Origin of the sequence: Paenibacillus wynnii (assembly GCF_000757885.1) — a bacterium.
Taxonomy (GTDB): Bacteria; Bacillota; Bacilli; order Paenibacillales; family Paenibacillaceae; genus Paenibacillus_AQ; species Paenibacillus_AQ wynnii.
The window spans coordinates 94,010-108,200 of the sequence record NZ_JQCR01000002.1; the positions used below are offsets into that span (position 1 = coordinate 94,010).

The following is a 14,191-nucleotide window of genomic DNA, read 5'->3' on the forward strand; positions in this document are numbered from 1 at the left end:
CAGCCCATCAGGAGGAACAGCCAATGAACGTCGAGAACACCACAAGCCGTTTTGTAGCGATATATTGCCGCGTATCGACAGATGAGCAAGCCCGTGAGGGTGTTTCTCTGGATGAGCAGCAAGAGCGTCTCAAGGCCTATTGTCGGGCTATGGGATGGGCCGATGAAGTCATGCTTTTCGTGGATGATGGCTACTCTGCCAAAAGCACGGATCGCCCCCAGCTCAAAAGGTTAATGACATACATAGAAAACGGCGAAATCTCTAAAGTAATGGTCACCAAATTGGATCGGATGAGTCGGCGACTGTTGGATTTACTTACGCTCATCGATATGTTTCAGCAGCATCAAGTCGCGTTTATCTCGATCAGTGAATCGTTTGATACTAACACGCCATCAGGTCGCCTAACGCTTCAAGTACTCGGTGCAGTCGCTGAATTCGAGCGTGAACGTATTCGGGAGCGTGTACTAGACAATATGTTCCATGCAGCTAACCAGGGGAAATGGCTGACCCAGAGTCCCTACGGATATCGTTTGGAAGACAAAGTCCTTGTCATCCATGAACCTGAAGCAAAAACTGTACGTCAAATGTATGATCTATACCTCAATCAGGGTCTGGGATTCTTCGCGATTGCCAGACAACTGAACGAAGAAGGCATCCCTTCCAGGCACAACAAGGAATGGTCAATTCGTTCCGTTAAACTGCTGCTTACCAACCCTGTCTATAAAGGTACTTTTGTATGGAATCGTGTGGATTCAAGCATGAAAAAACGAACCATAAAGGACGATAAGGATTGGATTGTTATAGACGATTGCCTACCCGCCATTATCGACAAGAACACCTGGGAAAGAGTGCAAAACAAAATGAACAGACCGAGCATAGCACCCCGCGCCCAGACCAGCCCTCATCTGCTTGGAGGAATTTTAAAATGTGGAAACTGCGGATCAGGGATGAGTATTGGCTGGTCAGGATCACGAGATAGGCGTTACCGTGTCTACCGCTGTTCTGCGAATAAAAACAAAGGAACATGCACAAGTAAGCAGTACAAAGCTGATGAAGTTGAGTCATGGTTTCTGGAAGGGTTAGCAAGTTTATCTGATTCGCTTAGCCATGAATTGGTCCCTCACTTGGTTGAGAAAGCCCGTAGCAGCCAGAGCAGTCGTGGAGATCAACAAATCACGGCAGCCAAAAACCGTTATAAACGGAAGGTTGAAGCCTACACTGCTGGGTTGATTGAATTACAAGATCTTAACGAGGAAAAGCAGCGAATGGAACGGATTATTCAGGAGAATCAGCAGTCGGATGAACAGCGAGAAAAAGTACAAGTGGAAGAACTGAAGGGAATGCTTGAAAGCAAAATCAAGACGGTTCTGGATGCGATATATATGCTGCCTGTTGAGGAGGCCAAGGTGTTGCTTCGAACGTTGGTTTCGAAGGTTACGGTTTTGGGGGAGGGGGAGTTGGATATAGAATTGCTATTTATTTAAGAAATCAGTTCAAACGAAGGATAGTCCGACAATGAGGGTAATAGAATATTATAGATGTATACCACATCAATCGTCTAAAGATTCAAGCACATGATAATAATGGAAGTTATAACCAAACCAAGGAGGTAAACCTCATGGCATATTGTGATTATTGCCACGAAGGAATTGGTCCAAAAAATAGTTATGAAATTTTAATACACGATTTAGGGGTATTTGGAACTCACGAGTATTGTATAGAAAAGATGAGAAATCGACTAGAGCAAATAAACAATAAAAAAACCCTTGATTACAATCAAGGGCATAATAGGTATTAAAATCCATACTTTCTTTCTCTTTTTTCAAAGGCTTCCTGACCACCTTCTAATATCTCACAAACATGTTCCTTAATACCCTTCTTTAAAAGAATACTTTGGGCCTCTTCATTGGTAAAGGAACATTCTAACGAACCTGAGACATATTCGAATCTATATTTTTCATTCTCTCTTTCTGCTTGTTGTCCAGCTTGATTAGCAACTATGACTTGCTCCGCATCAGTAAGAACAACAAGGTTTGCATTATGAGTCACTATAATTATCTGCCGATTCACTTTTTTACTCTTCACGAATTCGTTTAATTCAGTGTAAATTGTTCTGTTATCAAGATTATCCTCTGGCTGATCAATTAAGATAGGGTGCGTTGAATTACTCAGATGTAAGAATAATTGTAGTAAAACTAAACCTCTTTTCCCTGGTGACATGTGCATAAATCCATCGTTTTTTTGTATTAAGTTGAAATCGAAGTAATAGTAGTTTGAAAATAAAGCTAAAACCACAGTTTTTAATTCATAAGCATTTTTAAGTTTAAACTCTTCGTTTGACATAATATTCTCAAAGACAAGCCTTACTCTAACAATATGATTTTCCAATGAATCAAATATAAATTCATCATTTTCATTGAAACATTGTGAAAGTAACCTATGCAGCTTTTTCTGTCTATTGAACAGATCTGTAAATTGTTTGAAAAATTTTTTATTATCAAAACATATTTCCGAGTTTAATTTCATATCCTCTGATATTTTATGATATTGTGGCTTATTTAGTTCTTCATTTACATTCGCATATATCTCCAACATCAAAGTGAATTCATGAATTATATTACTAAATTGCTGGTTATACTTTTCTGTTGCAATCGATAATAACTTTTCATGTTCGTATATATCATTTAAAAGTTTATTCTGTTCATCCAAACTTTTCTGAAGAGTTTCTAAGCGATTCCTATTTGCAAATTTTTCGCTAAACGGTAATAGTGCTAAATTTATTTTATCTTTATCTTCATAAGAACTTGAGATTAAAGAATTTATTTCCTCAAATGTGACAGATGCCTTCACTTCTTTAACCAGAGGAGTTGCTTTAGCCGCTAATCCATTAGCTACTACATTTGCATAAATACTACTCTCCTCATCATTTACAAATTGATTTTTGAATAACTCAATTTGATGTAATAGTCCTTTTATGTAGCTATCCGTAACATTTAAAACCTCTTTTTCGAAATCCTGCATTGCTTTTTTCAAAGAATTTAATCGATTTATTTCCTTTTCATTTTCATTTCTTTTAATTATTAGTGTATTATAATCTATTACCTCTTGTTCAGAAAAGCCTGAACTTATTCTTAACAGTGTAATTTCTGCTTCAACCTTATGTATTTCAGAAATGATGTTGAATTTGTCCCCCATCTTCTTTATTTGTTCGGAAATATTGTACCTGTCTGATTGTGTATTAAATAACGAAATAATCTCTTTATCAATATCTGCAAAATGGGTAGAAATTTTCTCCATGCGTTCTTGGTAGAACTCACTAAAAACACTGTTTTGTAGCAGGATGTTTAGAATTAATTCTCTCAGATTTTCATTACCTTTTTCATCTGCCAATTGATGAATGTATAACTGCGGTATGTAAGTAATTTGATGAATTGCTTTTTTCTCAAGATCTTCCTTCAAATAATTCGTAGAATTATCTAACCATTGAACATCAAAATTAAAATTCGTATCATTTTCAAAATCGTATACCTTACTACCTGTTTTATCAATGACTTGTTTGGGATCAATAGCCTTTGCAATATAATGTAGTAAAAGAGACTTTCCTGAGGATTTACCACCTATTATTACATTAAGTCCATCATTAAGTTCAATCCAAGCATCACTGAATTCTTTTAGCTGTCGGTTATCTGAAAATTTAACTTTATCAATTACTAAATATGATGTTTTTTCATTAGGTTTGTTTTGTGAAATACACACACGAGTTTCTGGCTCATGAATAATCTGCCTTAAACCATTGAAATTAGGATCAGCCTTTATCCAAGTCATTTTATCACTTGGGTAAACTCCATATTCCGAGTAAGCATGAGCATCACTTCCCGCAATACCAGGTTTATGAATGTTATCCAATGCGGCTTGAAATTCATCAATAAAGTCTAGATTCTCAGGGGTACGTTTACCAATAAACAGGTCTATAGTTTCTTGTTTTCTAGTCTCGAATATATCGGCTAGTCTTAAATAGAATGTATCAGCAATAGGAAATTTGCTCCAGTCAAGCTTGCTCAAGCCATCGCTAGTATCATAAGGTAAAAGAACATATCCCTGATTTGGAGGTAAATTTTTCATAGCTTCTACAAATGAATCCTTAGTTACTTCAGCTACCATAGAACCAAACTTTAATTTTTCAGCTATATCCATGTTCTCTGGATCGAATCCCATTACAGTTTTTTTATCATTACCTAAATGATCTGAGAGAGATATCAATGCTTCATCAGATAATTGCCTGTTTGTAAGCCTCAGCTTAAGATCAGATTTAAAGTCAATTAATTGTTGTTCTGTTAAATGATTAGACAATATGACGTGTATATTTAATCTGTAATTCGTAGGTGACTCAATTCTTAGTTCCATACCTGGTAGCACTGTTTTCTTTAAATCCCAGCCTTCAGCTTTAACTACCTTCATAAACTCTAAATAACCATCGAATGTCCAATAATCCATTATTCCAAAGACGGAAACATCCGAATTATTGATTGTGTCAAGCATAGTTTTAAATGAATCATTTTTCACTTCGGGACTCATCGTCGCAAACCTCTGGCCTTTCCAATGGAAAGAAGCAGGCGTATGCACGTGTAAATCCCACTTTCTCCAATCAGAACCCTTTGGAAACAAATATCCTTTCATGCTATCCCCACTATCTAGTAATTATTTAATAAAATAATCTTTCGACTTATAATGTCAAAACCCTCCTTTTTCTACTATAATATCACTTTGAAACAGTAAATGTTACCAAGCACCTTAGCAATACGAAGGCTGGGCTTCGTATTGGCATCAGCGGATCATGCGTGAGCTTGATCTTACTCCTGAGGAAACGATAGAGTACGCCAAGCTGAATTCCTCTGTGGTGCAGCCGTCCCGACAAAGCCTGAACCCTTATTATCTGGGTCTGAAAATCTTTGAAGACATTGAACGCCGCTGGGATCGCGATAAAATATTCGAGGTGCGTGAGCTGGAGTCCGATACTTCTTTTATTAGCAACTACTTGTCCAAGGAATTGGTCACCGACCTTGATCTTTATGTATTTGAGAAAAAAGGCCCGGAATGGAAAATTACCGATAAGGCTTGGGAAAATGTCAGAGACCAGCTGGTGCGTGCACGCGTAAACGGAGGATCGCCTTATTTGGTGGTTCAGGACGGTAATTTCGAACGCAATGGCGAGCTCTTTATCGTACATCGCTACGAGGGAATCGAGTTGGATCTGAAATACCTAGAGCGCACGCTGCCGCATATTTATACACTTTGGGGACGGACGGTTCACCTGCAAACTGTGCTGGAGGATAAAAAGGCGTTGTTCTCCTACGACGGCAAGAAGGTGCAGCGGAAGTTTGTGTGAGTCGGCGTAGACGGATGCTGTAGACAAATATTGCAATGCAAGACAAAGACCCGCAGAGCGTTCTGCGGGTTTTCTGATGCAATATGTTTCTCAACTTTCTCAACTTATTCTACAGTAGGCGTTCCTGCGTAAATATAATTGTATTTTGTACATCTAAAATGGCTCTTTTTGCGTCACTTGGATGTTTAAGTGTACATTCTGCAACTATATCGCTAACTTTGGACTGAAAATGGTGTTTTGCCGGATAATAGTTGTACGGAGTGCAATTAAAGCTCATTAGATGACTGAAATAGCAGAAATAAGTGTATTTTGTACAATTATATTCAATCCCGTCTTACCTTCATCATAATAGGGCCTTTCCCACCTAGAGCATCCAAAAATGACGACAAAAAAACGGGGCGCTATTCGCGAGGCCACTGAAGAACTAACCATTTTGGATTAAGTGCTTCGTCACATTCAAAAAGAAGCATCACCCCCTCAGGGAAGATGTCTTCTTTTTGCTGTATTTGGCTGCACAACCATAATCCTTATTAGTCGTGTAGCTTCAAAATCCTCTTCAGATTAACTGCGAATATCGCCATTGCTCCTTGTAGCTCCATGCCTAAGAGACCCGAGGATATGGCTACATCGTACCCGTGTCTGTGTTTCAGTTCGCTATTCTTGGCTTCAATCTTGTACCGTTCTTTTGACTTGTCTTTGAAATAGTCGCTCTCTTGGAAAGCCATTTGCTCCGAATGCTCGTCGGACTTTATGCTCACGGAATAGGTTTTCGTCTTGGATCCTTCCTTGTAGCACCCTTCTTTGAATGGACATCGCTTGCACTTCTCTACGTCAAAATAATACGTGACCACCTGGTTTTTACCGACACCCTTCTTTCCTTGCCGTGCTTTGCGGATCGCCATGTGGCCGGCCTTGCAGACATACAGGTCAGCGTCTTTGTTGAACTCAAACTCATCTTCTTTCTTGCGGTTCCCTTGCGTAATCATCGGGTTTAATTTGGCCACCAGTTCCATGTCGTTCGTCTTTGTATAGATGAGATTGTCCTTCTCCGAATAAGCCGTATCTCCAATTACCGTTCGGACGTCCATCCCCGTGGCTTTACTTTTTTCAATCAGATCTTGCAGTTGTTTACCGTCATTCTTTTCGCCCGTTGTAACAATGGCCGCTGTAATAATGCGTTCCTCTGTCATAGCCAAGTGAGTTTTGTATCCGAAAAAGGACGAGTCCGCACTTTTGTGCCCGACCCGCGCATCCGCGTCTTCTGCGATTCGAAGCTGCTCCACATCATCCTCCACGGTTTCCTTTAGCAGGTTTAGCGGTTCTTGCAGTTTCGGTACCAATGGTAGGCCCAATTCGTTTTCGACGGTATGTATGAGTTTGTTGCAGTAGGAGATCTCGTCTTCCAACACTGTGCTGGTATTCTTCGTCGGCAGCTTAGTCTTGACGGATTCGTCCATCGCATAGAGAGCTTTGCGTACTTTCCGGGCCCGGTCCTGAAGGATCTCTTGCGGAGACTTCTGGTTGTAGCGCGCTTTGGTATGGGTTGCGTCCACAATAATTGCAGTGCTCTTCAGGATTCCTATCTCAATGGCGAGTGTCACGGTTTTCCCAATGAGTAAGTCCAGCATATTCATGTTTTTCAGGCGTAGCTTGCGGAACTTGGTTAAGGAGCTGGGATCCATAACCGGGTCCTCTGGCGCCATCCCCAGAAAATACTTAAAGGACAGGTCATACCGGGACCGTTCCACGATGTCCACGTCAGACAATTCAAATATTGCTTTAAGGAGCAAGTATTTAAACATCCGAATCGGGTCGATGGCATTACGCCCGTTATCGAGGCAATAGTTCACTTGAAGTTCTTCGTAGATAAATGAAAAATCTACAAGTTCGTTGATTTGCCGAAGCAAGTTATCCTTCGGCACTACCATATTGTAGAGTTCGATGTATGGACTCAACACCAAGGTCTGTTGTTTCTGAATCATTCCGGCTCACCTATTTCCCCCATGATACTTAAGTATACAGGAAAAAGGTGCAGTTCCTCCTTTTTGTAAGGAGTAACTGCACCTTTTTTAAAATCACTTTTTCAGTGGCCCCCTATTCGCGGCCCGCCTTTTTTAACGCAAGTTACCTATTCAGCAAACTTCCCACATACCGCAGCAGTTCGTTAGCGCAGGTTGGGCAGTAGCCATGGCCGTCAATGAGTCTTGCGCATACCTCGTTGATCCGCTTCAGCTGGCTCTCATCTGGCGTCTTGGAGGAGGTGGTGATTTTGACGATATCTTTCAGGTCTGTGAACAGCTTCTTCTCGATAGCCTCCCGAAGCCGGTCATGATTGCTGTATTCGAACTTCTTGCCTTTACGTGAGTAGGAGGAGATACGGATCAGAATTTCTTCACGGAAGGCTTTTTTCGCATTCTCCGAAATACCGATCTGCTCTTCAATGGAACGCATCAAACGCTCATCCGGCTCCATCTCCTCATCCGTCAGTGGATCGCGGATTTTGGACCAGTTGCAGAAGGCTTCGATATTATCCAGATAATTCTCGAACAAGGTCTTGGCAGATTCCTCGAATGAATAGACGAACGCCTTTTGCACCTCGCTTTTAGCCAGAATGTCGTATTCCTTGCGGGCAATGGAAATAAAGTTCAGATAACGCTCCCGCTCTTCCTTCGTGATGGAAGGATGTTGATCCAGGCCGTCTTTGATCGCCCGCAGCACATCTAATGCATTCATGCACTCCAGATCACCTTTAATTAGCGCACTGGAGATACGGTTGATGACATAACGAGGGTCAACGCCTGACATCCCTTCGTCCTGGAACTCGGTTTGCATTTCCTTCAGGTCAGCCTCTTTGTAGCCCTCTACTTCTTCTCCATCGTACATCCGCAGCTTCTTGACGAGATCCATGCCTTGCTTCTTGCTCTCCTTCAGACGGGTGAGTATTGAAAAAATTGCAGCAGCACGCAGGGCGTGAGGGGCAATATGCACATGCTTCATGTCGCTCTGACCGATCAGCTTGGCGTAAATTTTCTCCTCATCGGATACCTTTAAGTTGTAAGGGACAGGCATCACGATCATCCGGGATTGGAGTGCTTCATTTTTCTTATTGGAGATAAAGGTTTTGTACTCGGATTCGTTGGTATGAGCGATGATAAGCTCGTCAGCACTAATTAACGCAAATCTTCCGGCTTTGAAATTCCCTTCCTGAGTCAATGAGAGCAGGTTCCAAAGGAACTTTTCATCACACTTCAGCATTTCCTGAAATTCCATCAGTCCCCGATTGGCTTTATTCAGCTCTCCATCGAAACGGTAAGCACGTGGGTCTGACTCCGATCCAAACTCAGTAATCGTGGAGAAATCGATGCTACCCGTCAGGTCTGCGATATCCTGGGACTTTGGATCAGACGGACTAAAAGTCCCTATTCCAATACGCTCTTCCTCGGACAAAAGCACACGAACCACTCTAACCTTTTCAATCGTACCGCTATACTCATTCTTCAGTCGCATTTGGCAAGAAGGACATAGGTTCCCCTCAATACGCACACCGAGTTCTTTCTCAATATCCGGTCTAAGCTCCAACGGAATCAGATGCAGCGGATCTTCATGCATCGGGCAACCGTCAATTCCATACACAGCACCTTGCTCAGTCCGTGAATATTTTTCCAGCCCGCGTTTTAGCAGCGTGACCAGTGTTGATTTCCCTCCGCTTACAGGTCCCATTAGCAGCAAAATCCGTTTGCGTACATCCAATCGCCGCGCAGCGGAATGAAAATATTCCTCCACCAACTTTTCGACAGCACGATCCAGTCCAAAAATCTCCTGTTCAAAAAATTTATACCGTTTACGGCCGTTAATTTCCTCCACACCGTGCGACTTAATCATGTCGTATACACGGGCATGCGCGGTCTTTGCGGGAGAAGGGTCCTTTCTAAGCAGTTCTATATACTCCTTGAAGGTTCCGCTCCACGACATACGCTCATTCTCTGCCCGATACGAAGCTATACGCTCAAAAATATCCATTGTTCGCTGCCTCCTCACCTTGCGCTCCAATTGCCGATATAGCTTTCAAAAGTGTATTACATAACTATGCGGCGAACCCCCAATAGTTGACCTCTTTTTTGCTGTGCTATAATAGAGAATCATATTTAATGAATTCATAAGCGCGTAGGAGTGACGGTCTATGGCGGTACGGCATGAAACGGAGCTGTATGCTCCTTTGAAGGTTTTTTTTGAAAAACAAGGTTATGAAATTAAAGGGGAAGTGCGAACTTGTGATATGGTTGGCATCCGTATCAACGAGGAGCAGCCTCTAATCGTGGAGATGAAAAAATCCTTCAACCTCTCTCTGCTACTGCAAGGGGTCGAACGATTAAAGCTTAGCCCGAACGTTGTTCTGGCGGTTGAGCGCTGCCGGGACAAAAAAGGGGCGGTGAACCAGCGCTGGGGTGAGCTTAGCGAGCTTTGCCGCCGACTGGGCCTGGGGCTGATGACCGTAGTCTTCTACAAGACTAAGCCTCCTCTGGTAGAAGTGTTAGTCGAGCCGGGAGAAGTCCCCCCGTTACGGCGTATCAACGGTCGGCGTCAAGAGCGGCTACTGTACGAATTCCATGAGCGCAGCGGCGATTATAATACCGGAGGCAGCACACGCGTCAAGCTGGTTACTGCCTATCGTGAAAAGGCATTGCGGGTAGCTGCGGCTGTTCGAGAAATAGAGGCCGCTACGTCCCTTATTCCGCTGCAAAAGCAAGGTGTAGCTCCTGCGGAGCTACGCAAACGCAGCGGCGTTCCGGGGGCGGCAGCTGTATTGCAAAACAACTATTACGGCTGGTTCATCCGCATCGTGCGTGGCCGATATTCCTTAACTCCTGCCGGAGTAGCAGCTCTGGAAGAATATTCTGCTATAACGAGTGGCTACAATCCGTCTGAAGTTAACTCCCAATAATAAGCAAATTATACTGAAAACTTATACTTTCTTATATTTTAAAAAAGGGGTTTCCCAGTAGCCATTTACACGGCTTTTGGGAAACCCCTTTTAAAATATACAGCTCGTCACGTTATCTCTCCACTTTATCCGTGGACTTTAGTTCCGGGCTGTAAACTCTGTGACGGCCTCACTCATCAGATTCATCCCCAGCAGCAGCGCATCCCGTCCGGGATGACTGAAGTTGAGTCGAATATGTCCTCCTCCGCCTTCTACACAGCATAATGGACCCGGCAAGAATGCCACACCTTTACTCAAGGCACATTTTAACAATGAGTTTGCATCAAGGCCTTGAGGAAGTGCAACCCACAGGAACATCCCTCCTTTTGGCAGATCGTATGAGCTGCCCTTCCAAGCAGGACGCTTTAACAGCTCTGCCATCAGCTTCAATCGGGTATGATATTCACGGTTCAGCAAGGCAATATGCTCACGCAAATCGAAGGAAGAAACATCAAGCAGATGATATAAGAGCCTCTGGTTCAGTGGGCTTGACTGCCAGTCAGCCATACCTTTGGCCGCAGACATCATGCTGATGAGTTCCGGACTCCCTGCTGCCCAGCCCGTCCGCAGTGCAGGTGCAACGGTCTTGCTGAAGGAGCCGATATAGAGCACATGACCACCGTGACTGACATTCTCCAGAGCATAAAGTGACGGATATCGCTTCGCAGGATGCTGATCATATTTTTCAAAATGAAGATCTCCATAGGAGTCATCCTCCACGATCAGCACGTTGTGCGCAGCACAAAGCTCCAGTACTTCCTTGCGCCGCTCCAAGCTCCATAGATTGCCACTAGGATTCGAGAAGCTTGGTGCTGCGAACAGCATCTTAGGCCGATACTTCTTAATCTGTGAGAGCAAATGATCAGGAAGCAGACCCTCTCGATCTCCTTGTACAGGTATGATAAGGGCCCCTTGCATTCTCAGAGCTTGCAGACAACCCGGAGAAGTCGGATGTTCCACAAGTACACGATCCCCCGAGTCGAGGTATACCCGAGACAACAAATCAACAGCCTGCTGGCTTCCCGTAGTAAGTAACACGCCGCCTTCGTTAACAGTTACCCCCTTGGATTTGAACCAATCCCCTGTAAGCCACTCCCGCAGCGGTCCATAACCTGCAGGATCACCATACTGGAGCGCCTCTGCATTAGCTGTAATGACGTTGGAAGCAGCCTCTGCCAGCAAGGATAATGGAAATAATTCCTCTGCAGGCAGTTCCTCTGCCAGTGATATTAAGGAGCCTCTTCTCATTTGGGTCCGTATACTTAACAGCGGTGATGACTGAAGCGTATGTGCGCGAGCGGAAAACTCATATTTCATAAAGCGTCCCCCTTCCTTGGTACCAAGAATATTCCGGCTGGAACGGCAATATGTCGTCCTGCTGACGCTACGCGTATATTTGCTTGTTTTGTCTGGAAAAAAGCGCGAATTTCTCTATAGCCTGTGCTCTAGTAGAGACGTTCAGCTTCACGTAGATCTTCCGTAAGTAATTATCAATGGAACGCCGACTAACCTCGATTTCCAGAGCTATTTTATCATAGGTAATCCCCTGGACAATCCGCTCCATTATAAAAGTCTCTGTAGCCGTCAATTGCAGCAACCCGTCATACACTTCAGAGGATGTGACAGGAAGGAAGCCTTTATTCATCCATTCAAGAGGCATGGAGAGGAATCCCTCCCTTAGACCTTGGATCAGTTGCAGCAGTTGCCGTGGTGAAGCCCCCTTAGATAACAATCCACTGGCCCCAAGCTCCATAAGCGGCTGAAGAAGTTCCATAGCATCATCATCTGTCATTACTACAAAATGAGACGTTGGCGAGCTTCTTTTCATATCCAAAAGCACACCTACTACCTCGCCCTCCGGCATGCGGTAATCCATTAAAATTAACTCCGGATGCTTATCCTGAACCATTTCGGCGCAGTCACTCCATGAAGAGCACATCCCCACAACACTCAGCTCTCCGCCTTCCTCTAAAATCAGTTTCGTCCCCAGCATACTTGTGGGATGACAGCCCACAAGTACCACCTGCCATACCTTCATCATTGACGCCTAGACCTCCTGCTATATATGTATTTAACCAGAGTGGATAGCGCCGTAGCGTTTCCGTATTAAACGTTAGCAAGGATGCATGATGACTTGTAAGAATTTTCCCTATTTTACCTTGTATACGCCCATCAGATATTCCATTCTATAGTAATTCTATCCTAGTAGTTTATTAGGATGCAATTACTTTTTACCCATATTCTGTTCTCTTTCACTTTTGCGAAATAAGTTGAAGTCTGATAGAATGGTGACTTGAAAAAATATAGCTTGAGGTGATGAAATGCAGGCGTCAACGGAATCGTCCCCGGTACACTCACGCCGCACGTCCACAACGAGAAACGGCCCTTCCGTCAAATGGTTTATGCTATTCTGGGTACTTATGATTGGACTAAGCGTATATGCGGTTTACAGCTATACCAACCATTTGAAGGATCAAGTACTGGGTCAGCTAAGCCAGCAGAGCCAGCAGCAGCTTAATCTTTTGAAGGCAGACTATGAGGCGAAGATTACCGTACTTTCTTCAGATGTGCAGGAGCTTCAGAGCACAGTACAATCTTTTAACGAACTCTTAACTTTTACGAAGGATAATGCAAGTGCAAAGACGGACAATAGCAATAAGTTGTACACGCAATTAAGCGAGGTTCGCAAGCAGCTTGACACCCTGAAGAAAGAGATGGATCTACTCAAATGATTACCCCTGTTAAAAGAATTAACCGCTTCTTCATGCTTACTACAGCGCCGTTTATAGGTCTGCTCTTGTGTCTATGGATCTATCAGCCGCCACTTCAGCTAGATTTGAGGATTAGCCAATACGCACCGGTTACAGGCCCTCTTCAGGAGACAGCTGCGCTCAAAGGCGACCTAACCAAGGCGCAGTCAGCAGCCGCTTATACTATTAAAACTGTTAGTACCAGTGCTAAAGTGTACAAGCAGACAACGACTACAATGAATGCTCTTGTGAGTACAGCTACAGCCCAGACTACCCGTCCTAAGTTCATATATAACCGCCGGATATCGGCAAAGCTAGGTTCTCCTGAGGAGGTTATCAGCAGCAGCCGTATTTCAATAGAGCTGTACCGGATGAATCCCGGGAATTATAAAGGCTATGCTCTAAAAATCAAGCTGAAGGATCCATCAGCAATGGCGATGAGCCTTGGTAAAGAGACCCCCGGAGGATCAGAAACCACAATGCAGGCTGTAAGTCGCCACGGCGCAGTTGCCGGGATAAATGCCGGCGGGTTTGCGGATAAAGGCGGTAAACGTTATCCTCTGAGCACAACCATTATCGGCGGACATTATCTAACTGGCTTCGAATCCAGCTATAAGGACCTCAGCTTCGTTGGATTGAACAAATCGGGGAAGTTGATTGGAGGCAAGTTCTACAGTCAAAGCCAGCTTGATAAGCTTGATCCGGCTTTTGGTGCTACATTTGTCCCTGTATTACTACAAAACAGCATCAAAATACCTATACCCGAGAAATGGAAGGCAAGCCCCAAACGGGCGCCCCGCACGGTTATGGGAAAATATAAGGATGACCAATTGCTTGTCTTGGTAGCCGATGGATATAACGAAAATGGAAGCTCCGGCGCTACACTGGAGGAAATTCAGAATAAACTTTATGGCATGGGAGTAACCGATGCCTATAATTTAGACGGAGGCGGATCCTCCTCTTTGATCTTCAACGGAAAAGTTGTGAACAAACCTTCAGATGGAAATTTACGGCCCGTCCCAACAAATTTCTTGTTTTTCGAATGAATATTAGAGGTTGTCAATGCGACATATC

General features: G+C 43.6%; 10 protein-coding genes and 1 pseudogene. 6 read left to right on the forward strand and 5 right to left on the reverse strand.

What is annotated here, in order from left to right; genetic code table 11:
• The first annotated feature begins 23 nt into the window (after window positions 1-23).
• Together PWYN_RS03430 and PWYN_RS03435 are read left to right on the forward strand one after the other, a co-directional pair.
• A complete protein-coding gene (locus tag PWYN_RS03430; RefSeq protein WP_036648563.1) occupies window positions 24-1,484 on the forward strand; it encodes a recombinase family protein in 1,461 nt (486 codons plus the stop codon).
• Window positions 1,485-1,618: 134 nt separating this feature from the next.
• The gene (locus tag PWYN_RS03435) at window positions 1,619-1,798 is read left to right on the forward strand and encodes a hypothetical protein (protein WP_036648566.1); all 180 of its coding nucleotides are present in this window, start codon (window positions 1,619-1,621) and stop codon (window positions 1,796-1,798) included.
• Here the strand turns inward: PWYN_RS03435 and PWYN_RS03440 are convergent.
• The gene (locus PWYN_RS03440; RefSeq protein WP_036648567.1) at window positions 1,795-4,677 is read right to left on the reverse strand and encodes a TrlF family AAA-like ATPase; all 2,883 of its coding nucleotides are present in this window, start codon (window positions 4,675-4,677) and stop codon (window positions 1,795-1,797) included. The two genes, PWYN_RS03435 and PWYN_RS03440, sit on opposite strands and share 4 nt — an antisense overlap.
• Before the next feature lie 124 nt (window positions 4,678-4,801).
• On the opposite strand from PWYN_RS03440, the pseudogene PWYN_RS03445 reads away from it, so the two are divergent.
• A pseudogene (locus tag PWYN_RS03445) lies at window positions 4,802-5,386 on the forward strand (SpoVR family protein); the annotation flags it as partial.
• A 530-nt stretch (window positions 5,387-5,916) separates the two neighbouring features.
• On the opposite strand, the gene PWYN_RS03450 reads toward PWYN_RS03445, so the two are convergent.
• Entirely contained in the window at window positions 5,917-7,368 is a 1,452-nt protein-coding gene (locus PWYN_RS03450; RefSeq protein ID WP_036648568.1) for an IS1182 family transposase, read from the reverse strand.
• A gap of 142 nt (window positions 7,369-7,510) precedes the next feature.
• The gene (locus PWYN_RS03455) at window positions 7,511-9,406 is read right to left on the reverse strand and encodes a PrkA family serine protein kinase (RefSeq protein ID WP_036648569.1); all 1,896 of its coding nucleotides are present in this window, start codon (window positions 9,404-9,406) and stop codon (window positions 7,511-7,513) included.
• A gap of 160 nt (window positions 9,407-9,566) precedes the next feature.
• Between PWYN_RS03455 and PWYN_RS03460 the strand changes: the two genes are divergently transcribed.
• Window positions 9,567-10,328: a DUF2161 family putative PD-(D/E)XK-type phosphodiesterase gene (locus PWYN_RS03460; protein ID WP_036648570.1), complete on the forward strand. Its 762-nt coding sequence runs from the start codon at window positions 9,567-9,569 to the stop codon at window positions 10,326-10,328.
• A 138-nt stretch (window positions 10,329-10,466) separates the two neighbouring features.
• Here PWYN_RS03460 and PWYN_RS03465 read toward each other — a convergent pair whose 3' ends face one another.
• Window positions 10,467-11,684, reverse strand: coding sequence for an aminotransferase-like domain-containing protein (locus tag PWYN_RS03465; protein WP_036648572.1), 1,218 nt, complete (start codon window positions 11,682-11,684; stop codon window positions 10,467-10,469).
• 67 nt (window positions 11,685-11,751) lie between these two features.
• Entirely contained in the window at window positions 11,752-12,408 is a 657-nt protein-coding gene (locus tag PWYN_RS03470) for a response regulator transcription factor (RefSeq protein WP_036648574.1), read from the reverse strand.
• A 280-nt stretch (window positions 12,409-12,688) separates the two neighbouring features.
• Between PWYN_RS03470 and PWYN_RS03475 the strand changes: the two genes are divergently transcribed.
• Both PWYN_RS03475 and PWYN_RS03480 read left to right on the forward strand, forming a co-directional pair.
• A complete protein-coding gene (locus tag PWYN_RS03475) occupies window positions 12,689-13,099 on the forward strand; it encodes a hypothetical protein (protein ID WP_036648577.1) in 411 nt (136 codons plus the stop codon).
• Complete coding sequence (locus PWYN_RS03480) at window positions 13,096-14,163, forward strand: phosphodiester glycosidase family protein (RefSeq protein ID WP_036648580.1); 1,068 nt, start codon at window positions 13,096-13,098, stop codon at window positions 14,161-14,163. Before PWYN_RS03475 ends, PWYN_RS03480 begins: the two co-directional genes overlap by 4 nt.
• Window positions 14,164-14,191: the final 28 nt, after the last annotated feature.

Excerpts from the sequence above, each read along its gene's own strand:
- PWYN_RS03430 (WP_036648563.1), top strand. The coding sequence starts at position 24 with ATGAACGTCGAGAACACCACAAGCCGTTTTGTAGCGATATATTGCCGC.
- PWYN_RS03435 (WP_036648566.1), top strand. The coding sequence starts at position 1,619 with ATGGCATATTGTGATTATTGCCACGAAGGAATTGGTCCAAAAAATAGT.
- PWYN_RS03440 (WP_036648567.1), bottom strand. The coding sequence starts at position 4,677 with ATGAAAGGATATTTGTTTCCAAAGGGTTCTGATTGGAGAAAGTGGGAT.
- PWYN_RS03450 (WP_036648568.1), bottom strand. The coding sequence starts at position 7,368 with ATGATTCAGAAACAACAGACCTTGGTGTTGAGTCCATACATCGAACTC.
- PWYN_RS03455 (WP_036648569.1), bottom strand. The coding sequence starts at position 9,406 with ATGGATATTTTTGAGCGTATAGCTTCGTATCGGGCAGAGAATGAGCGT.
- PWYN_RS03460 (WP_036648570.1), top strand. The coding sequence starts at position 9,567 with ATGGCGGTACGGCATGAAACGGAGCTGTATGCTCCTTTGAAGGTTTTT.
- PWYN_RS03465 (WP_036648572.1), bottom strand. The coding sequence starts at position 11,684 with ATGAAATATGAGTTTTCCGCTCGCGCACATACGCTTCAGTCATCACCG.
- PWYN_RS03470 (WP_036648574.1), bottom strand. The coding sequence starts at position 12,408 with ATGATGAAGGTATGGCAGGTGGTACTTGTGGGCTGTCATCCCACAAGT.
- PWYN_RS03475 (WP_036648577.1), top strand. The coding sequence starts at position 12,689 with ATGCAGGCGTCAACGGAATCGTCCCCGGTACACTCACGCCGCACGTCC.
- PWYN_RS03480 (WP_036648580.1), top strand. The coding sequence starts at position 13,096 with ATGATTACCCCTGTTAAAAGAATTAACCGCTTCTTCATGCTTACTACA.